The sequence below is a fragment of the Klebsiella sp. ZJOU C1 genome, assembly GCF_035620215.1.
Taxonomy (GTDB): Bacteria; Pseudomonadota; Gammaproteobacteria; order Enterobacterales; family Enterobacteriaceae; genus Klebsiella; species Klebsiella variicola.
Genome location: NZ_CP141644.1, coordinates 3,841,659 through 3,862,862, shown reverse-complemented (window position 1 = coordinate 3,862,862; position 21,204 = coordinate 3,841,659). Strand labels below are relative to the sequence as shown.

At 58.5% G+C, this 21,204-nt stretch carries 19 protein-coding genes, 1 tRNA gene and 1 pseudogene; 8 read left to right on the top strand and 13 right to left on the bottom strand.

Features of this window, described 5'->3' with window-relative positions; all coding sequences use genetic code 11:
• Positions 1–4: 4 nt before the first annotated feature.
• Entirely contained in the window at positions 5–544 is a 540-nt protein-coding gene (locus tag SPE70_RS18460) for an L-2-amino-thiazoline-4-carboxylic acid hydrolase (RefSeq protein ID WP_008803992.1), read from the top strand.
• Positions 545–751: 207 nt separating this feature from the next.
• Complete coding sequence (locus SPE70_RS18455) at positions 752–1,540, top strand: pyrroline-5-carboxylate reductase family protein (RefSeq protein ID WP_008803993.1); 789 nt, start codon at positions 752–754, stop codon at positions 1,538–1,540.
• 12 nt (positions 1,541–1,552) lie between these two features.
• Here SPE70_RS18455 and SPE70_RS26475 read toward each other — a convergent pair.
• The 4 genes and pseudogenes from SPE70_RS26475 to SPE70_RS18440 all read right to left on the bottom strand — a co-directional run.
• A pseudogene (locus SPE70_RS26475) lies at positions 1,553–1,648 on the bottom strand (AraC family transcriptional regulator); the annotation flags it as partial.
• A 188-nt stretch (positions 1,649–1,836) separates the two neighbouring features.
• A tRNA-Pro gene (locus SPE70_RS18450) sits at positions 1,837–1,913 on the bottom strand.
• A 76-nt stretch (positions 1,914–1,989) separates the two neighbouring features.
• The gene (gene yejM, locus SPE70_RS18445) at positions 1,990–3,750 is read right to left on the bottom strand and encodes an LPS biosynthesis-modulating metalloenzyme YejM (protein WP_008803994.1); all 1,761 of its coding nucleotides are present in this window, start codon (positions 3,748–3,750) and stop codon (positions 1,990–1,992) included.
• An 18-nt stretch (positions 3,751–3,768) separates the two neighbouring features.
• Entirely contained in the window at positions 3,769–3,996 is a 228-nt protein-coding gene (locus SPE70_RS18440; RefSeq protein WP_004195346.1) for a YejL family protein, read from the bottom strand.
• A 186-nt stretch (positions 3,997–4,182) separates the two neighbouring features.
• Between SPE70_RS18440 and yejK the strand changes: the two genes are divergently transcribed.
• Complete coding sequence (yejK, locus tag SPE70_RS18435) at positions 4,183–5,190, top strand: nucleoid-associated protein YejK (protein ID WP_008803995.1); 1,008 nt, start codon at positions 4,183–4,185, stop codon at positions 5,188–5,190.
• A 19-nt stretch (positions 5,191–5,209) separates the two neighbouring features.
• Here the strand turns inward: yejK and SPE70_RS18430 are convergent, their stop codons facing one another.
• Positions 5,210–5,971 (bottom strand): DeoR/GlpR family DNA-binding transcription regulator, encoded by a 762-nt coding sequence (locus SPE70_RS18430; protein ID WP_008803996.1) that lies wholly within the window; start codon positions 5,969–5,971, stop codon positions 5,210–5,212.
• 81 nt (positions 5,972–6,052) lie between these two features.
• Here SPE70_RS18430 and SPE70_RS18425 point away from each other — a divergent pair, with 81 nt between their 5' ends.
• Positions 6,053–6,649, top strand: a complete 597-nt coding sequence (locus SPE70_RS18425) for an NUDIX domain-containing protein (protein WP_040968752.1) — start codon at positions 6,053–6,055, stop codon at positions 6,647–6,649.
• A 20-nt stretch (positions 6,650–6,669) separates the two neighbouring features.
• Here SPE70_RS18425 and SPE70_RS18420 read toward each other — a convergent pair whose 3' ends face one another.
• Positions 6,670–7,956 carry a serine hydrolase domain-containing protein gene (locus SPE70_RS18420; RefSeq protein WP_023298008.1) on the bottom strand — a complete coding sequence of 429 codons (1,287 nt, stop codon included), beginning with the start codon at positions 7,954–7,956 and terminating at the stop codon, positions 6,670–6,672.
• A 103-nt stretch (positions 7,957–8,059) separates the two neighbouring features.
• On the opposite strand from SPE70_RS18420, the gene SPE70_RS18415 reads away from it, so the two are divergent.
• Positions 8,060–8,947 carry a LysR family transcriptional regulator gene (locus SPE70_RS18415; RefSeq protein ID WP_008803999.1) on the top strand — a complete coding sequence of 296 codons (888 nt, stop codon included), beginning with the start codon at positions 8,060–8,062 and terminating at the stop codon, positions 8,945–8,947.
• A 58-nt stretch (positions 8,948–9,005) separates the two neighbouring features.
• Here the strand turns inward: SPE70_RS18415 and rplY are convergent, their stop codons facing one another.
• Together rplY and SPE70_RS18405 are read right to left on the bottom strand one after the other, a co-directional pair.
• Entirely contained in the window at positions 9,006–9,290 is a 285-nt protein-coding gene (gene rplY / locus SPE70_RS18410) for a 50S ribosomal protein L25 (RefSeq protein WP_008804000.1), read from the bottom strand.
• A 136-nt stretch (positions 9,291–9,426) separates the two neighbouring features.
• Entirely contained in the window at positions 9,427–11,184 is a 1,758-nt protein-coding gene (locus SPE70_RS18405) for a DEAD/DEAH box helicase (protein WP_016161561.1), read from the bottom strand.
• 146 nt (positions 11,185–11,330) lie between these two features.
• Here SPE70_RS18405 and rsuA point away from each other — a divergent pair, with 146 nt between their 5' ends.
• The 3 genes from rsuA to SPE70_RS18390 all read left to right on the top strand — a co-directional run bounded on the left by rsuA (position 11,331) and on the right by SPE70_RS18390 (position 13,918).
• Complete coding sequence (gene rsuA / locus SPE70_RS18400; protein ID WP_055323305.1) at positions 11,331–12,050, top strand: 16S rRNA pseudouridine(516) synthase RsuA; 720 nt, start codon at positions 11,331–11,333, stop codon at positions 12,048–12,050.
• Positions 12,047–13,243, top strand: coding sequence for a Bcr/CflA family multidrug efflux MFS transporter (locus SPE70_RS18395; RefSeq protein WP_008804003.1), 1,197 nt, complete (start codon positions 12,047–12,049; stop codon positions 13,241–13,243). The genes rsuA and SPE70_RS18395 overlap by 4 nt, the downstream gene beginning before the upstream one ends.
• Before the next feature lie 330 nt (positions 13,244–13,573).
• On the top strand, positions 13,574–13,918 hold the full coding sequence (locus SPE70_RS18390; protein ID WP_002912974.1) for a YejG family protein: 345 nt from the start codon (positions 13,574–13,576) through the stop codon (positions 13,916–13,918).
• Positions 13,919–13,921: 3 nt separating this feature from the next.
• On the opposite strand, the gene yejF is transcribed toward SPE70_RS18390, so the two are convergent.
• From yejF to SPE70_RS18365, 5 genes are all read right to left on the bottom strand, one after another.
• Complete coding sequence (gene yejF, locus SPE70_RS18385; RefSeq protein ID WP_063105986.1) at positions 13,922–15,511, bottom strand: microcin C ABC transporter ATP-binding protein YejF; 1,590 nt, start codon at positions 15,509–15,511, stop codon at positions 13,922–13,924.
• Position 15,512: 1 nt separating this feature from the next.
• Positions 15,513–16,538: a microcin C ABC transporter permease gene (locus tag SPE70_RS18380; RefSeq protein ID WP_012541016.1), complete on the bottom strand. Its 1,026-nt coding sequence runs from the start codon at positions 16,536–16,538 to the stop codon at positions 15,513–15,515.
• Positions 16,538–17,632 (bottom strand): microcin C ABC transporter permease YejB, encoded by a 1,095-nt coding sequence (locus tag SPE70_RS18375; RefSeq protein WP_008804006.1) that lies wholly within the window; start codon positions 17,630–17,632, stop codon positions 16,538–16,540. Before SPE70_RS18375 ends, SPE70_RS18380 begins: the two co-directional genes overlap by 1 nt.
• Before the next feature lie 9 nt (positions 17,633–17,641).
• Complete coding sequence (locus SPE70_RS18370) at positions 17,642–19,447, bottom strand: extracellular solute-binding protein (protein ID WP_063105985.1); 1,806 nt, start codon at positions 19,445–19,447, stop codon at positions 17,642–17,644.
• 68 nt (positions 19,448–19,515) lie between these two features.
• A complete protein-coding gene (locus SPE70_RS18365; protein WP_023340549.1) occupies positions 19,516–21,078 on the bottom strand; it encodes a cyclic di-GMP phosphodiesterase in 1,563 nt (520 codons plus the stop codon).
• Positions 21,079–21,204 lie beyond the last annotated feature (126 nt).

The window sequence follows — 21,204 nt, the reverse complement described above, 5'->3', positions numbered from 1 at the left end:
ACGCATGACGCAAATAAGCTCGGAGCCGGCGCATAACGCCGCCACCTTAAACGATGAGGTGACCCTGGCGCTGCGCGCCATTACTGAAAAACGCGCGGCTACCATCGGTTACCTGTTGGACGAAAGCCGACAACGTCATATCGCGGATGATTTTGCGCGTGAAGCCATACGTCACTATGGCCGCGATATCGGGCATAAGCTGCGTGCGCAAATGCGCGATCGCCAGGATTTGCAGGAGTTTGCCGGGCTGTTTACCCGCGGTCTGGAATCTCAGGTTTATGAGATGGAGCCCGTTAGCGCCAGCCGGGCTGAATTTATCGTCCTGTTTCACTACTGTCCTTACGTTAACTGCTGGCGGCAGCAGGGGCGGGGCGCCAGCGAAATTGAGACGCTATGCGATATCTGCATGGAAGGCGATCATGCGTTAACCGACGCGTTTCCGGGGCTGCGTTTAGAGGTGCAGACCGCGCTGGCTCGCGGTGATGCCGCCTGTCGGCTGCGTTTTTATCAGTCAGAGTCGCATGAGGCGGAATGGCAACCTTAAGTGGGGGCCACGCAACCAGTTTATTAATCAGCCAGAAGCGGCGATTCAGGCACTGAGCGGGCAAAAGCTCACCACGGTTGACGGCGACGTTGACGGACGGATTTATCCCACTGACGGAACGGGGATTCGCGTTGCCGACCCGGCGCGACAAGGCCGGCGCTTCGGTGTTGGTCACGACGAATAGCGTTTTGAATAAGGAGTAAAACTATGGCAAAGGTCCATTTTATTGGTGCCGGACAGATGACGGAGGCGATTATTCGCGCGTCATTAAGCAACGGTACGCTGCGGGCGGACGCGATCTCGCTGGAGGATATCGACAGCGCGCGAATCGAGGCTTTGCACTCCCGCTATCGGTTGTCGGGCGACGGTGGCTTAAGCGAGGCCTCTTTGCTGGTGCTGGGGATCCGTCCGCAGGACGATCTGGCGGCGGTGGCGAGCCGCGTGCGCGCCCAGCTAAACGGCTCGACGACGGTGGTTTCTCTGATCGCGGGAGTGACCCTGGAAAAGCTGGCCTCCCTGTTTGGTGAGACAACGCCGATTGCCAGGACGATCCCCAATACCCTGACCGATACCGGATTTGGCTATAGCGGCGTAACCTTAAACGCCCACGCCAGCGCGGCTGAGATCGAGCCGTTTCTGCGCGGTTTTGGCAAAGTGCTGTATTTGCCAGAGCGGTTGATCGATGTCTTTACCGGTTTTGGCGTCGCGGGGCCTAACTATATTTACTACTTTATTGAGTCGCTTACCGATGCCGGCGTACTGGCGGGGCTGTCGCGGCCTCAGGCGACGGAGGTGGTGCTGGAGAACCTCCTCGGCGCGGTCGAGATGCTGCGCCAAAGCCAGAAGCATCCGCGTCAGCTTCTGGATATCAATAATTCACCGGCGGGAGTCGGGATCCACGCTCTGTATGAGCTGAACAACAGTGACTTTGCCGCAGGCCTTCAGCGCAGCGTACTGGCGGCGGTCAGGCGTACCCGTGAACTGGGACAGCGCTAAACCCCTTCTTCCCGCCACTGGCCGTGCAGCACCCGGCGCTTTTCCGGCGATGCGCTTAAAGGCACGGCTTAAGGCTGCATGAGAACGGTCGCCCAGCCGGATCGCTAACGTCGTCTATTAATCCACGGGGAGCAGGACAAGTTCAGGCATTGGTCATTCGACATGCCAGGGGGAATATGCCTGAAGATCCCGTTTAAATTCGACGGAAAACAGGCAACAAAAAACCCGCAAACTCGGAGAGAGTGCGGGTTTCTGTAGGGTTACCGGTCGTTAACAAAACTTACCGGTGAATGATTTGGTCGGCACGAGAGGATTTGAACCTCCGACCCCCGACACCCCATGACGGTGCGCTACCAGGCTGCGCTACGTGCCGACGCGTGGGGAACAATATTACCCGTTCCCCGAGCGAATGCAAGCGGGTCGCGCGCGATTGATTCATAATTAATCAATCAGTTAGCGATAAAGCGTTTTTCGTCAGTCAGGACCTGCAGCAACAGGCTGAGCTGCGGTTTCTGATCTTTAATTTTCTCGCCGTCGCGGCTCCAGGTGGTATAGGTGCCGTTATGGTTGAGGACCACGGTGATGGTCGGGGTGGTAATGGCCAGCGTATCGCCGTTGGCCGCGGTGACCCAGTTCCGACGTCGTGCGGCGCTGAACAGATCTTCACCCTGCGAGTACTCATTGGCTGGCGTCGAAACGTGGAGCAGGCGCTGCATCAGCGTGGTCATTACATCTTTGTTATCGGTCAGCGTGGCAATTTCCTGCGCCGGCGTGCCCGGCCAGTGAATAACCAGCGGCACCTGCAACTGCTCGCGCGACCAGTCGAACGAGTCGTGTTTGACGTTAAGCGGCTTGCCGTGGCCGCCAGTGATAATCACCACCGTGTTGTCGAGCTTGCCGGCTGCGCGTAGCGCGGTCAGCACCCGATCAATTTGGGCGTCAACATCACCTGCCGCCTTGCTGTAACGGCGGACAAAGCCCTGTTGCTGCGTGTCGTCGAGGGTGGTGCCGTTGAGCGAGATCCACGAGAACCAGCGATTCTCATCCTGCGCGTAACGGTCCAGCCAGCCGATCCACTGATTGGCCGTCTGTTCGTCGCTCTGAGTCTTCGCGCTCGGTAGCGAGAAGTCGGAGAGCAGCGCCTGGCGATAGAGCGGGCTGCTAAACCCATCGGAGGAGAACAGGCCCAGCTGGTAGCCCTGCTGGTTGAGGGCGGTGATCAACGCGGCGGGAATACGCGCCGAGAGGACACCGTCCATATAGCCTGGTGAAATACCGTAGAACAGGCCAAACAGGCCGCTGTCGGCGGTATTACCCGAACTCATATGCTGGGTAAAATTGACGTTCTCTTTGGCGAACGCCGCCAGCGCCGGCATGGTCTTTTCAAACCGCGAATAGTTCAGGTTGTCGACGGTGATCAGCAGCACGTTGTAGCCCGCGCCGAGATCACGGTAGCGCAGGTTGCTGAGCGGATACTGGACCGATACCGCCTCCGGCGCCCCTTGCTCCACCAGACGACGCTGATAATCCTGGGCGTCGAGCAGGCCATGTTTCTCGAGGAAACGGCGGGCGGTCATCGGATAAGAGAGCGGCAGATTCGCCCGCTGCATCGTGATCGGGCGATAGAAGTTGGCATCCGCCCAGATATAGACCAGGTGGCTGCTGATAAACGACAGAAAGAAGAACCAGGCGACCGGGCGGGCGTAATGACGGCGGCGCGTCAGGCTGCGCAGTTTCTGCCAGCTCCAGGTGGCGAAGAGCATTTCAATCAAAAAGATGACCGGGACGCTGATAAACATCAGCTGCCAGTCGCGCGCCATCTCATTCTGGTCAGGGTTGATGACCAGCTCCCAGACGACCGGGTTTAAGTGAAGATGGAAGCGGGTGAAGACCTCGCTATCTATCAGCAGCAGCGTCATCCCGGCGGTGGCAAGGATCACCGACAGGAAGCGCATCAGGCGCTGCGAGACCACGATAAAGGTCAACGGGAAGAGGATCAGCACATAGCTGGTAAACACCAGGAAGCTGAAGTGTCCGACGAGACTGACGTACGAAAAAAGCCGTCCGGCAAGCGTCGTCGGCCAGTCGGCGACAAAAAGATAGCGGCTGCCGAGCACCATGGCCAACAACATGTTGAACAGGGCGAACCAGTGCCCCCAGCTGACCATCTGGGAGACTTTTTCTCGGTAGGGCTGACGTAGAGTCACCATATACTGTTGCTGTTATCCTTAATGCGCCGGATCGTCGTTAATGGAAGACTGCAAAGCCTGCGCGAAAGAACGGGCGATGGCCTGACGCTGCGCCGGCGCGACGCTACTGTTGATCAGGTTGGTCACCATATTGCCTAACACCATCAGTGAAAGGTCAACCGGGGCTTTGTGTGATTCCAGGACGTTCGTTAGCTCGCTGAGCAACTGTTCGACCTGTTGATCGCTATAGCGGGAAATTTGCGGCATAAACTCAAAATCTGTTTGTTCGTGAAAGGGCAACATATTACCGTAGCAGCAGCTTTTTTTCCGCATTTTTTCGCCGCGACGCAAAAGCGCACCGATCGTCGGTAACAACGTCGAAATGTGTGGCGCCAGTTGCGTCGGCAACCCGGCGGTGGTTGAATACCGCCCGGTCTAAAAGGAGAGTTTAACATGAGTCTGGATATCGACCAGATTGCCCTGCATCAGTTAATCAAACGTGATGAACAAAATCTGGAGCTGGTGCTGCGCGAGTCACTGCTGGAGCCGAATGCGACGGTCGTCGAGATGATGGCTGAACTGCACCGGGTCTATAGCGCCAAAAGCAAAGCCTATGGCCTGTTCAATGAAGAGAGTGAACTGGCGCAGGCGCTGCGTCTGCAGCGTCAGGGGGAAGAAGAGTTTCTGGCGTTCAGCCGCGCGGCGACTGGTCGTCTGCGCGATGAACTGGCGAAATACCCGTTCGCCGAAGGGGGCATTGTCCTCTTCTGCCAGTATCGTTACCTGGCGGTCGAGTATCTGCTGGTGGCGGTGCTCAATAACCTGAGCAGTATGCGCGTCAACGAGGAGCTGGATATCCGCTCGACCCATTACCTGGATATTAACCATGCTGATATCGTCGCGCGCATCGATTTAACCGAGTGGGAAACCAACCCGGAGTCGACCCGCTATCTGACCTTCCTGAAAGGGCGGGTAGGGCGCAAAGTGGCCGATTTCTTTATGGATTTCCTCGGCGCCAGCGAAGGGCTTAACGCCAAAGCGCAGAACCGCGGCCTGCTGCAGGCGGTGGATGACTTCGCCGCCGATGCTCAGCTTGATAAATCCGAGCGACAGAATGTGCGTCAGCAGGTCTACGCGTACTGTAACGAACAGCTGCAGGCCGGGGAAGAGATTGAGCTGGAGTCACTGTCCAAAGAGCTCGCCGGCGTCAGCGAAAAGAGCTTCCAGGAATTCACTGCCGCGCAGGGCTATGAGCTGGAAGAGAGCTTCCCGGCGGATCGCAGCACCTTACGCCAGCTGACCAAGTTTGCCGGCAGCGGCGGCGGATTGACCATTAACTTCGACGCCATGCTGTTAGGTGAACGCGTATTCTGGGATCCCGCCACCGATACCCTGACCATTAAGGGCACCCCGCCGAACCTGCGCGACCAGCTGCAGCGCCGGACGTCCGGCGGCAATTAAGCCCCATGCCCTGTCGGCGCTATCGCTGAACGGGGATGATCTCCACGCCGCACTGCACCAGCTGCTGGCGCAGCGCGGCGTCGGGTTCACCGTCGACGATAAGCGTACTGGCGAGGCTCAGTTCGCCGATGGCAAAGGCTGACGCGGCGTTGAGCTTCTCCCGGGACGCCATCACCACGGTTTCCGCCGCTCTGGCCGCCAGTGCGCGTTTGATGCCCGCTTCTTCATAATCACCGGTAGTGAAACCTGCCCGCGGGTGGATGCCGGTCACCCCCATAAAGAACAGATCGGCATTGATCCGCGCCATACCCGCCAGCGTCTCGGCGCCCACAGCGACGACCGAATGTTTAAACACTTTGCCCCCGAGCAGGATCACCTCGATTCGCGGGTGGTCCACCAGCGCCACGGCGATGCCGGGGCTGTGGGTGACCACCGTACAGTTCAGTTCCGCAGGTAAAAAGCCGATCATTGCTGCAGTGGTGGTGCCGCCATCGACAATCACCACCTGTCCAGGCTGGATCAGCGCAGCGGCGGCGCGGGCGACCGCCTGCTTGGAGGCGATCTGCACGCTTTTGCGCGTTTCAATAGGCGCAATAGCGGCAGAAACCGGCAGTGCGCCGCCGTGGACCCGCTGCAGTTTTCCTTCCGCCGCCAGCTCGCGCAGATCGCGGCGAATGGAGTCCTCGGAGACGTTGAACCGCTGGCTTAGCTCCCCGGACATCACCTGTTTTTCCTCGGTGAGGATCTGGAGGATCTGCTGTTTTCTCTGACTGGCGAGCATGATTTTTCCTTCACGAATGATCTTGTTTGTGCCTGATTATGCATGTTATGGTGCCGGCTGTCATCTCAAAGGGGATATAACATGCAAACTCACGCACCGCACGTCCGCCACGTTCGCGAGACGCTGCTCTCTGACAATTGGTACACCCTGAAAAAATATACTTTTGAACTGCTGCGCCGGGACGGCCGCTGGCAGGAGCAGAGCCGGGAAGCCTATGACCGCGGCAACGGCGCGGTCATTTTACTCTATAACCGTGAGAAGCGGACGGTGGTCCTGACGCGCCAGTTCCGATTTCCGGTATTTACCCACGGTCACGATGGGTATCTGATTGAGGCTGCCGCCGGGCTGCTGGATAACGCCTCGCCGGAGGCGCGGATCGTTGCCGAAGCGGAAGAGGAGACCGGCTTTCGCGTGACGCGGGTCGAACCCGTCTTCACTGTCTTTATGAGTCCAGGCTCCGTGACCGAGAAGCTCTACTTTTTTATCGCGGAATATCAGGCCGATGACCGTCGGGGCGACGGCGGCGGGTTGGCGGCAGAAGGTGAGGATATTGAAGTGCTGGAGTGGCCGCTGGCGCGGGCGCTGCAGGCTATTCGCGATGGCGAGATCATGGATGCGAAAACGATAATGCTGTTGCAGCATCTGGCGCTGAATGCCGATACGCTCCTCGCCAGCTAAGCGGCAAGGAGCAGGGGAGATTAGCGCAATTCGCGGGCAATGGCGCTGTACATCAGCGCCGCTTCCAGCGGCTGGGCGTTGAAGGACGGTTCCGCCTGCGGCCAGGTCGACCACTGGACGATCACCAGATGTTCCGCGCGGTTCACCATGATCACCTGGCCATAGATCCCCAGCGCCCACAGCGAGCCCTGCAGTCCTTCCTGCGGCGTCGGCTGTACGTGTTGCGCATTGGCCGGAATGGCGTTGTTCCACCACTGATAGCCGTAGATACCTTGCGGATGCGCTGCTGAAACCGAGTTCAGCGCTTTTGTCCAGCTTGCGGCCTGGTCGAACCAGCCAGCGGGCACCAGCTGTTTGCCGTTGCTTAACCGACCATCGCGGGCGACAAACTCGCCAAAGCGGCCCCAGTCTTCGAGGGTGGCGTTAAAGCCGTGGGCGCCAACATCATGCTTCCCTTGCTGATAAGCATGCCATACGCCATCGTGGGCCATACCCGCAGGCTGCCACAGCGACTGCTCAAGCCAGGCGGCCAGCGACATACCGGTCGCGCGTTCCAGCACATCGCCCAGCAACCAGGCGCCGCCGGAAGAGTAGGACCACTGCTCGCCTGCCGGGTGTTTACGCGACAGCGTCGACACAATTTTACGTACGCAGTCATAGGCGCCGGGCTGTGCTTCACATTGGGTCAGGCGGGCAAAGTGCGACTGCGGGTTGGTGTAATCTTCATTCCAGTCCACGCCGCTGGTATGTTGAATGAGCTGCTTGAGCGTTACGCCGTCCCAGGCGGTGCCTTTCAGTTCGGGTTCATAAACGGTAATCAGGTCATCGAGGGAGTGGATTTTCCCCTGTTGAATGGCGATGCCCACCAGCGTTGAGACGACCGATTTGCCCACCGATCGCGAGGTCCACAGCGTGGTATCGGTGTTGCCGTTGCCAAGGTATTTCCAGGCGACTTTGCCGTCTTTCAGCACCAGCATGCCGCTGACGTTCTCGCGCTTCAGGTAATCCTGTAGCGTCCAGGTGTGGCCGTTGAGGGTATAGCTGGCGTGGGTCAGTGGCTTTTCAGCACGCTCCAGCGGGACCGCTGCGCCGTGGCGGAAGACGTCTCCGGCATAATTGCGATAGTCGTTACGAAAGCCAACGACGCGTGACGCCTGATCCCAGGTGAGCATGTCTTTGGCCGCGGGTAGCGTTTGGTCGTAAGGGGTGGGGCAGACATCCAGCGTCAGGTCGCCGCAGTTTTGCGCCATCGCCGCCGCCGGCAGCGCCGCCAAAATTAACGCCAGAGCCAGTGGTTTTTTTATCATTTTCATTTCCTCGTTTGCCATAGTTTCGCTGCGCAGTATATAAATCGGCTCGCGAAGGCTAAAATCAGCATAGGGGGGATTTTCCCCCGCAAGGGAGAGAGGGATGAAAACCCTGCAGTATTCTTTCGCACAGATTGAGGCCTTCGCCACCATCGCCGAAACTGGCAGCCTGTCGCAGGCGGCCATTCGTTTAGCTAAAGACCGGACCACGCTTCGCGATCTGCTGGACTATCTGGAAGATGCGCTGGGCTACCGGCTGTTCAGCCGTGAAGGGCGTAGCCTGACGCTAACCGCCGAAGGCGAGCAGCTTTTTCGCCAGGCACACCTGCTGTTGCGTCAGGCGCAGGCTTTCGAGTCTTTTGCGCAAACGCTGCCGCAAACGGCCTGGCAGGCGTTACGTCTGGTGTACGATCCCTTCGTGCCGCGTGAATTTCTCTGTTTGCTGGCTGATACGCTTGCCCGGCGGCAGATCCGTTTAAGCTGCTGGAGCGCCTCGCGGCGCGAAGCCGAGCAGGCGCTGAGCGAGGGCATCGCGGATATGGCCATTTGCCAGGCTAATAATCGTACGCTGGGCAGCGAAATGGAGTGGCGGGCGCTGGGCACCGTTGATTTACGTTTTTACGCCGCGCAAGGATTGTTTACTGACGCCGCACGGCCGCTGACATTGCTGAATTTATCGCTAACGCCACAGCTGGTGATGCACCGGCGCAGTGACGATCAGATCGCCCGCCGGCTACAGATATCCGGCCATACGCTGTATATGAATGAAATCGCGCTGCTGCGCCATGCGATGGAGCAGGGGATGGGCTGGGGGTTTTTACCGGAACATTTACGGCCAGGCGAGTGGCAGGGGGTTGCTGAAATAGCTACCGAGGTCGGCAGTCAGGGACTGAACGTGACCATGGTGATGCTCTGGCTGCCCGGCATGAATAAGCACCGGATGCTGAGCGACCTCGTGGACGAGGCGCCGGAACTTTGGCGGCGCCGATAACAAAACGCCCCGGGTCAGAAGACACCAGGGCGTTTGCCATACAACTTGCTATCGGCGATTACGCGCGAACGAAGTCGATGTGGGTCAGTTTCGGCTTGAACGCGTGACGCTGAACAGCCTGAACTTTAACTTTCTCTTCTTTGCCATCGATAACGAGGGTCACAACTTCGCCGTAAAATTCAGCTTTATCCTGCATGTTCCACAGTTTGTCGTGATCCAGTTCGATAGCAACCGGAGCAGCTTCGCCACCGTAGATGATTGCCGGGAACTTGTTAGCTGCGCGCAGGCGGCGGCTCGCACCCTTACCCTGCTCTTTACGTACTTCTGCGTTGATAGTAAACATTGATGTCTCTCTATATATAAAGCCTGCAACAGGCGACCCAGCTGCAGGCAGATTATCTGCTTTGCGAATGCAAAAGCGGGCGGCATTATAGCCGCCAATCGGCACAGCGGCAATCAAAACCTCAGTTTTTGGCGGATTAACGCAGCTCATTGGCGCGACGGAAACGGCCCTGATAATCGAAAACTTTTTCCCGCACCTGCCAGTATTGCCCCTTCATTCGGGCGACGACAAAGTCAGGATGGCGCAGCAGCGCCTGCTGGGCAATGATATCCGCCGGGGTTATCCAGCGTAACGGCACGCCCGGCGTACGGGTATGCGGGCGGATAAACAACTGCTCAAAGGCGGTACGCTGGGCGGGCGTTTGCAGACGGAAGCGCTCACTCACGTCGGCGCCGTCCTCATCATAGTAGGTGATTTTCAGCCACGGGCCTTTCTCGTCGCTACCGTGCTGCATAGCCATGCCGCTGCAGCGCAGCACCAGCGCGTCCTTTAGCTTCAGCGCCGCCTTCAGCATATCGTCCGGGTCGACCAAAATCGTGTCGCACTCGCGGCAGCGGCGGGCGGCGATATCGTTTTCCGCGTTGCACTGCGGGCAGTTTTTGAAGCGAAAGCGGAAGTCGCACTGTTCGCGGTGGCCGTCATCATCTTCAAACCAGCCCTGGCAGCGGCGGCCAAAATGCTCAATCAAGGTGCCGTCGGCGGTGGTTTTGCCCCAGAAGGTGTTGGCGAAACCACAGGCCGGGCAGAAGACCTGCACCGGCACGTTGTCGCTTTTCCCCTTCGGCGTCCCCACTTCCGGGGCGTACAGGTCATGCGGGTTGCCGGCGTAGTCGAGGATCAGGCAGTCGGTTTTGCCCGGCGCCAGGCGCAGGCCGCGGCCAACGATCTGTTGGTAAAGACTCACCGACTCGGTGGGGCGGAGGATGGCGATCAGGTCAACGTGCGGGGCGTCGAAGCCGGTAGTCAACACCGCGACGTTCACCAGATAGCGATACTCCTGCGCTTTAAACGCCTCGATAATGCGATCCCGCTCTGGTCCAGGCGTTTCCCCGGTGATCAGCGCGGCTTGCGCCGCCGGCAGCAGACCGGTTACTTCCCGGGCGTGTTCCACGGTGGCGGCGAAGATCATCACCCCTTTACGGCTTTCGGCGAACTCCACGATCTGGCTGACGATATGCGGTGTTATGCGCTGCTGTTTTTTCAGTTCGTGGTTAAGATCGGCTTCGCTGAACAGGCCGTTGCTTTGCGCCTGCAGACGGCTGAAATCGTACTGCACCACCGGCATATCAAGGCGTTCCGGTGGCGTCAGGTAGCCGTGCTTAATCATATAGCGCAGCGGCAGCTCATAGATGCAGTCGCGAAACAGTGCTTTCTCATCGCCACGTACCATGCCGTGGTAGTGAAACTGATAGATCCAACCCTTGCCGAGGCGGAACGGGGTAGCCGTCAGGCCGAGCAGCCGGAGCTGAGGATTCACCTGCCGCAGGTGGCTTATGATCTGTTGATACTGGCTGTCGTCGTCATCGCTGATACGGTGGCATTCATCGACGATGAGCAGCGAAAATTCACTGTGAAACTGATCGAGGTTGCGCGCCACCGACTGCACGCTGCCGAACACCACTTTGCCGTGGCTCTCTTTACGCTGCAGACCAGCGGCAAAGATATCCGCCTCGAGGCCAAGGGCGCAGTATTTCGCATGGTTCTGCGCCACCAGCTCTTTGACGTGGGCCAGCACCAGCACGCGGCCGCGTGCCAGCCGGGCAAGCTCGGCAATCACCAGGCTTTTGCCCGCGCCGGTGGGCAGGACAATGGCCGCCGGCTCGGTATGGCGACGAAACCAGGCGAGGGTGGCATCGACGGCTTCTTGTTGGTAGGGGCGTAATGTAAAAGTCATGAATTCACGGGGCTAATTAACTCGCGAATAGTATGCCATGAATCTTTTCCCTTGAGTGGTGTTAAGAGCCCGTTATACTAGCCAGTGAAATTCTTCTTTTTCGGGCGAGTTGCCCGCTCCAGCACTATTACAGGCTAAAAAAATTCATGCGACTTGATAAGTTTATCGCTCAGCAGCTTGGCGTCAGCCGGGCTATTGCCGGGCGTGAAATCCGCGGCAGCCGCGTTACCGTGGACGGCGACATTGTGAAAGATGCCTCTTTTAAGCTCCAGCCAGAGCACGAGGTGGAATATGATGGCAATACGCTGACCCAGCAGAACGGCCCCCGTTATTTTATGCTGAACAAGCCGCAGGGTTACGTCTGTTCCACCGACGATCCCGATCATCCGACTATCCTTTATTTCCTCGATGAGCCGGTGGCGCACAAGCTGCACGCCGCCGGGCGCCTGGATATCGACACCACCGGGCTGGTGCTGATGACCGACGACGGCCAGTGGTCGCACCGCATTACCTCGCCGCGCCACCATTGTGAAAAAACCTATCTGGTGGAGCTGGAAAGCCCGCTGGCGGAAGGGACCGCAGAGCTGTTTGCCAAAGGCGTCCAGTTGCACCATGAAAAAGATCTCACTAAGCCGGCAGTGCTGGAAGTGATCACCCCGACCGAAGTGCGCCTGACCATCAGCGAAGGGCGCTACCATCAGGTGAAACGCATGTTCGCCGCCGTGGGCAACCATGTGGTTGGCCTGCACCGGGAGCGCATCGGCGATATCCTGCTGGATGACGCGCTGGCGCCGGGTGAATATCGTCCGCTGACGGAAACGGAAATCGCCAGCGTAGGCGCCCCGCAGGCACGGAGTAAAACGTGACAGTGAAGCAGAATTCTTCTCTGGGAATTGTGTTTATCCTCGGCCTGCTGGCCATGCTGATGCCGCTGTCGATCGATATGTATCTTCCGGCGCTGCCGGTGATCGCCGCCCAGTACAACGTCCCGGACGGCAGCGCGCAGATGACGCTCAGCACCTATATCCTGGGCTTTGCGCTGGGTCAGCTGCTGTACGGGCCGATGGCCGACAGCCTTGGTCGCAAACCGGTGATCCTCGGCGGGACGCTGGTGTTCGCCGCGGCGGCGGTGGCCTGCGCCCTTTCGCAGACCATCGATATGCTCATTGTCATGCGTTTCTTCCACGGTCTGGCGGCCGCGGCCGCCAGCGTGGTGATCAATGCCCTGATGCGCGATATCTATCCGAAAGATGAGTTTTCACGGATGATGTCGTTTGTCATGCTGGTGACGACCATTGCGCCGCTGGTGGCGCCGATGGTCGGCGGGGCGGTGCTGGTCTGGTTTAGCTGGCATGCCATCTTCTGGATCCTCGCGCTGGTGGCCCTGCTCGCCTCGCTGATGATCGGCCTGTTTATCCGCGAAACGCTGCCAGCTGACAGGCGTCAGCCGTTCCATCTGCGCACCACGCTGGGTAATTTTGCCACCCTGTTCCGTCACAAGCGGGTGCTGAGCTATATGCTGGCGAGCGGCTTTAGCTTCGCCGGCATGTTCTCTTTCCTCAGTGCCGGGCCTTTCGTCTATATCAATATTAACCACGTTGCGCCTCAGCACTTTGGTTACTATTTTGCGCTGAACATTGTTTTCCTGTTCCTGATGACCATGTTCAACAGCCGGTTTGTGCGGCGGGTGGGGGCGTTGCGCATGTTCCGGGCCGGGCTGTGGATCCAGTTTGCCATGGCGGTATGGATGGTGGTTTGCGCGCTGCTGGACGTCGGCTTCTGGTCGCTGGTGATCGGCGTGGCGGCCTTTGTCGGCTGCGTATCGATGGTGTCGTCTAACGCCATGGCGGTGATCCTCGATGAGTTTCCGCATATGGCCGGCACCGCTTCGTCACTGGCCGGAACGTTTCGTTTTGGTATCGGGGCGATCATTGGCGCGCTGCTGTCGATGGCGACGTTTACCACCGCCTGGCCGATGCTGATCTCTATTGCCTTCTGCGCAACCTGTTCTATTTTCTTCTCGCTTTACGCTTCCCGTCGGCGAAAAATCGCACACTAGGTCACATTTTCAGGGGCGAAATCGCCCCTTTCTTGATACATGTCAACCAGAATGAGCTTCAGGGTTCTGCGATTTGTTTCCTTTATGTAAAATCAATTAGTGTAAAAAGTCGCATTGTTGCGATAAAAAAGTTGTTTTGGATCACAGAAACGGGTACATATAGCGCCAATCGGCTCGCCGGGTATAAAAATAACGCGCTGGATTATAAGTGCTTAGCCCTGGCCCGCCGCGGCTGTAAACGTTTTCTGCGTCAAGGCAGGACTATTTGTCAACAGTGTGTTAATATTGATGTAAATTTATTGTGAAGCCTTTTGCTTCCGGGGAAACCACGTGAATACACAACAACTCTCTATCGTACACCGTCTGCCGCAGAGCTATCGCTGGCTGGCCGGTTTTGCGGGTTCCAGAGTTGAACCGATTCCGCAAAACGGCGCGCAGAACGAGAACAGCCTCGTTGCCCTGAAGTTGCTGAGTCCGGACGGTGAGAAAGCCTGGCCGGTTATGCATAAGCTCAGCCAGGCGTTAAGCGACATCGAAGTCGACTGTTCCGTCCTTGAGTGCGAAGGCGAACCCTGCCTGTTCGTTAACCTGCAGGATGAGTTCGCCGCCACCTGTCGTCTGAAAAATTTTGGCGTGGCCATCGCCGAGCCCTTCTCCGGCAACAACCCCTTCTGACCGTCAGCTCAGCGCCAGCAGCTGGCGGGTATACTCGTGTCGGGGTGCGCTGAAGACGGACTGGCACTCGCCCTGTTCAACCACCTCTCCCTGACGCAGCACCATCACCTGATGACACAGCGCCCGCACTACGCGTAAATCATGACTGATAAAAATATAGGCCAGCTGATGCTTTTGCTGTAACGCTTTCAGCAGGTGCAGGATCTGCGCCTGAACGGTTTTATCCAGCGATGAGGTCGGCTCGTCGAGGACGATCAGCTGCGGCTTGACGATCAACGCTCTGGCGATGGCGATACGCTGGCGCTGGCCACCGGAGAAGGCTGCCGGGTAGCGCAGGCGGCTGGCCGGGTCGAGCCCAACCTCCTGCATGGCAAGGATCACTGCCTGTTCGCGTTCGGCTGCCGTCAGCGTCGGCTGGTGGACGCGCAAGCCTTCCTCAATGATCTGCTGCGCCGTCAGGCGCGGATTGAGCGACGAGTTCGGATCCTGAAAAACCACCTGCATTTGTCGGCGCAGCGGCAGCAGCTGTCGGCGGTTACGCCCCTGAATCGGCTGGCCGGCAAAGGTTATCCTGCCCTCGGATGAGATCAGGCGCAGCAGCGCCAGACCGGTGGTGCTTTTTCCCGATCCCGATTCGCCCACCAGCCCCAGCGTCTCGCCGGCGCGTAGCTGAAAACTGAGGCTGTTGACCACCCGATGGTGATCGACCACCCGGCGCAGGATCCCTTTGCGAACAGGAAATGCCACGTTTAAATCGTCCGCCTGCAGCAGCACCGGGGCATCAACGGCCAGCGGCACCGGCTCACCGTCTGGTTCGCTATCCAGCAGGCGTTGGGTGTAGGGATGCGCCGGCGCGCTGAACAGCGCCCGACAGTCATTTTGTTCCACACAGCGGCCGTTCTGCATCACCGCTACCCGGTCAGCCAGCTGACGGACAATGCTCAGGTTATGGGTGATAAACAGCAACCCCATGTTCAGCTCCCGCTTTAGCTCGCGCAGCAGCTGCAGGATCTGCGCCTGCACTGACACGTCCAGGGCGGTGGTCGGTTCGTCGGCGATCAGCAACTCCGGGCGCGTCAGCAGCGCCATGGCGATCATCACCCGCTGGCGCTCGCCGCCGGAGAGCTGATGCGGATAGTCCGCCAGACGCCGCGGCGCCTGACGGATCCCGACGCGCTCCAGGCAGTCGAGGATCTCCCCGCGCGCCGCCTCTTTGCGCATTCCCCGGTGTAACGACAGCACCTCATAGAGCTGTTTTTCCAGGGTATGCAGGGGGTTGAGCGACACCATTGGCTCCTGAAAGATCATCGCGATCCGGTTGCCGCGCACGCCGCGCAGGGTCGACTCATCAGCATGCAGCAGCGACTGGCCATGAAAGCGGATATCGCCGCTGGGGTAGCTGGCCGGCGGGGTGGGGAGCAGCCGCAGCACCGACAGCGCGGAGATGCTTTTTCCTGAGCCGGATTCGCCTACCAGCGCCAGCGTCTCACCGACTGCCACCTCGAGCGACAGATTGTGCACCACGGTCTGCGTCTCGCCCTGCTGGCGAAAGGCAATAGAGAGATTGTCGATAGCTAACAGCGGGTGGGTCATATTACACCGCCTTACTCGGATCAAAGGCGTCGCGAACCGCTTCACCGATAAAAATCAGTAGCGTCAGCAGTACGGCGACGGAGAGAAACGCGGCAATGCCCAGCCAGGGCGCCTGCAGGTTGTTTTTTCCCTGCAGCAGCAGCTCGCCGAGAGAGGGGGAGCCGAGCGGCAGACCGAAGCCGAGAAAATCCAGCGACGTCAGGGTGGTAATGGAGCTGCACAGGATAAAAGGCAGGAAGGTGAGGGTCGCCACCATTGCGTTAGGCAACATATGCCGCAGGATGATCTGCCGGTCGCTGACCCCGAGCGCCTGCGCCGCCCGGATGTAGTCGTAGTTGCGGGTGCGAAGAAATTCAGCGCGCACCACGCCCACCAGCGTCATCCAGCCAAAAAGGACGGTGATCGCCAGCAACCACCAGAAGCCCGGCTGCACGACGCTGGAGAGCAGGATGATCAGAAACAGGGTCGGCATCCCGGACCAGACTTCGATAAAGCGCTGGCCCCAGAGGTCGATTTTGCCGCCATAGTAACCCTGTATCGCCCCGGCCAGCACTCCCAGCACGCTGGAGAACAGCGTCAGCAGCAGACCGAAGAGCACCGAGATGCGCGTACCATAGAGGATCCGCGCCAGCACATCGCCGCCGTTGGCGTCGGTGCCAAGCCAGTTGCTGGCCGAGGGCGGTGATGGAAAGGGGACGGTGCTGGCAAAATTAATAGTCGTGGCGCCGAAGCGCACCGGCGGCCATAGCGCCCAGCCGTGGGTGGCCAGCTGGTGCTGTAGCCAGGGATCCTGATAGTCGGCGGCGGTGGCAAATGCGCCGCCAAAGGTTTGCTCGGTGTAGTTTTTTAACACCGGAACATACAGCTGGCCCCGGTACTGCACCAGCAGCGGGCGATCGTTGGCCAGCAGCTCGGCGCCGAGGCTGCAGAAGAAGAGAATTAAAAACAGCCACAGCGACCAGTAGCCGCGACGGTTGTGACGAAAGCGCGCCCAGCGGGCCTGATTAACGGGACTGAAGAAAGACATTAGCGGCCCTCAAAATCAATGCGCGGGTCGACCAGCGTATAGCTGATATCGCTGACGATATTCAGCAGCAGGCCAATCAGAGTGAAAATATAGAGCGTGCCGAACATCACCGGATAGTCGCGGGAGACCGTCGCTTCATAGCCCAGCAGACCCAGGCCGTTCAGCGAGAACATCACTTCGATCAGCAGCGAACCGGTAAAGAACATACTAATAAAGGTGGCCGGGAAGCCGGCGATCACCAGCAGCATGGCGTTGCGGAACACATGTCCCCAGAGGATCTGTTTCTCACCGACGCCTTTGGCGCGGGCGGTGACCACATACTGTTTGCGGATCTCGTCGAGGAAGCTGTTTTTGGTCAGCATGGTCAGGGCGGCAAAGCCGCCGATCACCGTCGCCAGCACCGGCAGGGTGATGTGCCACAGGTAGTCGAGGATTTTCTGATACCAGGGAAGGGTGTCGAAGTTCGGTGAGACCAAACCGCGCAGCGGGAAGAGGTCGAAATAGCTGCCGCCGGCAAAAATCACGATCAGCAGGATGGCGAACAGAAAGGCGGGGATCGCATAGCCAATAATAATCAGCGTACTGCTCCAGATATCAAAGCGGCTGCCGTTGCTGACCGCTTTGCGAATACCCAGCGGAATGGAAACCAGGTAGATAATCAGCGTACTCCACAGTCCGAGGCTCACCGAGACCGGCAGGCTGTCTTTAATCAGCTGCAGTACTGAGGCGCTGCGAAACAGGCTGTCGCCAAAATCAAAGCGCAGATAATCGCCCAGCATCTTCAGGTAACGCTCGTGCAGCGGCTTGTCAAAGCCGTAGCGGTGGGTGATCTCGGCGATGACTTCCGGATCAAGGCCCCGCCCACCGCGATAGTGCCCCTCGCTGATGTTCCCTGCGCCGGTGCGGGCATGGCTGGCGCCCATCCCGCCGTCGCCGGCACCCGGCATCCCGCCGTGCTGACCAAATTCGATGGCGGCGATGGCCTGATCGACCGGGCCGCCGGGTGCGATTTGCACAATAAAAAAGTTAATGGTGATGATGGCCCACAGGGTGGGGATCACTAACAGCAAACGGCGGATCAGGTAGCTGCCCATGGGATGTCCTTAACGTCTGTCCGCGGGGAGGGTGGCCGCTTTGTTCACGTCGTACCACCAGGTATCGAGCCCGGAGGAATAAATGGGGCGGGTCTCGGGGAAAGAGAACTTATTCCACCACGCGGTGCGGTCCTGCGCCATATACCACATCGGCAGCATGTAGTTATTCCAGGTGAGCACGCGGTCCAGCGCCCGACCGAGGGGGATCAGTTTCTGCTTATTGCCCTGCCACTGCAGGATCTGCGCAATCAGCTTATCCACTACCGGGCTTTGCACCCCCGGTGCGTTATAGCTGGAGTGAATATAGTCTGAGGCCCAGGAGATTTGCAGGTCGGTGCCGGGCCAGGGCATGGCACGCCACAGGCTCGGCATCATGTCGTAATCACGGCTGCGGCGACGGTTGCTGTACTGCGAGTTATCAACCTGACGAATATCCATGACGATCCCCAGGCGCTGCAGGTTGTGCTGAAACGGCAGCACCCAGCGGTCATTGCCACCGGCTGGCATCAGCAGTTCGAAGCGCAGCGGCTTGCCGGTGGCGGCGTTGACCCGGCGCTGGTTTTTTACCGTCCAACCCGTCGCATTGAGCAGGGCATCGGCTTTGAGTAAGTTGTCGCGGTCGAAGCCATCGCCGCGGGAGACCGGCGGCTGGTAAACCTGGCTGAAGACCTCCGGGGGCAGTTCGTTTTTCATCGGCGTCAGCAGGGCCAGCTCGGCGGCGTCGGGCAGGCTGCGGGCGGCATATTCGGTGTTCTGGAAATAGCTGTTGGCGCGCTGATAGGCGCTGTAAAACAGCGCCTTGTTCATCCATTCAAAATCGAACGCCAGGGTAATGGCCTCCCGCACCCGGCGATCGGCAAAAACCGGGCGCTGAATATTGAACGCCAGCCACTGGGTATCCTGCGCCGAGGTATTTGTATGCTCATCTTTAATAATGTAGCCGCGGCTGAAGTTGCGACCGACGTAGCGGGTAGCCCAGTTTTTGGCGACGGTCTCTTCCCGGCGATCGACGGCTCCCGCTTTAAAGGCTTCGAAAGCGACATTGTCGTCGAGATAATAGTCATAGCGCAGCGTATCGAAATTCCAGCGACCCCGGTTGACCGGCAGGTCGGCCGCCCAGTAGTCGGCGACGCGTGAATAAGTAATGTATTGCCCCATTCGCCAGGCGCTGATGCGGTATGGCCCGCTGGCCAGCGGCGGCTTCGACAGCGGGTCGCTGAGTTTGTGCTGGCGCCAGAACGACTCAGGCATCACCGGCAGGCTCAGCAGACTCAGCATGTTCTCTTTGCCGGGCTGGCCGAGGTCGATTCGTACGGTCAACGGGGCGATGGCCTTAACGGTGGTGCCTTTATAAAACAAACGGAACTGTGGCACCCCTTCGGTCATAAACTTGTTGAAGGTAAATGCAACGTCCCGGGCGGTGATTGGCGTGCCGTCATGGAAGCGGGCGTGCGGGTTGAGAGCGATCTCCATCCAGGAATAGTCCTCGGCATAGCGCGCCCGCTCGGCAATCAGCGGGTAGTAGCTGCCGGGCTCATCATCCGAGGTGGTGAACAGGGTATCGTAGAGCGCCTCAGTGCGCACGGCGGGATTGCCGCGCAGTGCGTAGCGGTTGAAGTTATCAAAGGTGCCGATCGCCGCCAGGGTGAGGGTGCCGCCTTTCGGCGCCTCAGGATTGACATAATCAAAATGGCTGAAGCTGGCGGCGTATTTGGGTTCACCGATAATCGCAAAGGCGACGCTTTCTTTTATTGTTTGCGCCTTAGCGCTAAGGCTAAACAGAGCAAGCAGAATTAAAAAGAGGCGCGCATACATAGGCGGCAGAATACCTTGTCACGGTCGGCCCCCATAGCCGACCTCTGTTCCCGCATCATATGTGAGACTTAGCGCGTTGTGAAATAATTCGCAGGTTCATCATGCGCGGCGACCAGCGCCTCCAGCGATAGCGGACGGCTTATCCAGTACCCTTGCAGGAAATTGACGCCCTGGGCACGAAGCCACTCCGCCTGTTCCTGGGTCTCCACTCCTTCAGCGACGGTCATTAATTTCAGCCGGCGGCTGAGGGTCAGTACCGCATCCAGCACCGGCGAGGTCACGGTTTCGGTGCCAATCGCCTGCACAAAGCCGCGATCGATCTTCAGATAATCGAAGTTATAGCGTTCGAGATAAATCAGCGCGCTATGCCCGGTACCAAAATCATCTATTGCGATTTCAAAACCCTGCTGGTGGAGCCAGGCGAAGTTAGCGATCGATTTTTCTTTATCAATCATGGCCCGCTCGGTCACCTCCAGCACCACGTGAAAATGGTCGGCGGGCAGCGCGGCGGCAAAGCGCAGCATATCGTCGCGGAAGTTGTCAGCCTGCAGATGGGCAGGGGAAATATTCAGCCCCAGCTTGACGCCGCGCGGCAGGATCCGTTTAAGCACTAGACCATCGCTGGCGATCAGCGCCAGCAGGTGATGGGTCAGCGGCACGATCATCTGCTGGGTTTCCGCCAGATTAATAAAGACGTCGGGCGGGATTTCACCCACCACCGGATGGCGCCAGCGCATGAGCACCTCCACGCCGCTGATACGCAGGGTCTGGGCATTCACGACCGGCTGATAGACGACGTAGAACTGGTTATTTTTGATCCCCAGCAGTATCGATTTTCGCGGATCGGATTTGATCGTCAGCACGTAATAACAGAGCAACCCCGCCAGCAGGCCGCACACTACCCCGAGCAACAGGGCAAACTGTGTATTTTCCGCCAGCCAGCTGTTGGCATACAGGTAGACCTTCAGCGGTAAACCGTCGATCTGTACCTGGCGGATCGGTTCGTTATGCAGGGTTTGCGGATCCACCAGCCGATTACTGAAGGTGGAGATGGCGGTATGGCCGATGGCCAGCGCAATACCGCTGAAATCATTTTGTCGTGCGGAATAGAGGATATACGGCGTGAGATTGGCGTTGATCGATACGAAAATGCCGCTGTTTGCATCATCGGGTTTGCTGACCCATAACGCCAGCGCTGCGCTTTTCGGCATCATCGGCGTACCCGGCAAAATCGCCATATCAACGGGTTTGCGAATATCGATCGCCGGGATAAGCTGAGTAAGGGGCGTATTCATGGCCCCTGTCGCCGAGGAGCAAAAGACGACGCCATTTTTAACCAGCAGAAACGCGCGAACGTTGGGGCTGAAAGCGGCATGGGAGGTGAGTCCGGAGTCGATATTCTCGCAGGGCTGATCCACCAGCGGCTGCAGGCCATCAATGGTCTCACGGAGATCGTGAAAATAGCTTTTAAGATAAGTGTCAACGTTGTTGATAATGGCGTCGAAACGCTCTGCCCGGTTATGGTAAATCACCATAAACTGAATGCAGCCGGCCAGCAGCGCGACGATAATCCCCACGCACAGGCTGGTTAACCAGATTTTACGCTGGGGTGAAAAGTAGCGAGTAAGCATAGCTATAGTCTTTCCGTGTTATTGAATCCCATCAACGGTTTGTCGGTCGTCGTTTTTCTCATTCCCACTTAAAAGACATAGCTTATTTTGCGGCGTTCAGAATCAGGTGGCAAAAAAAAACACTGC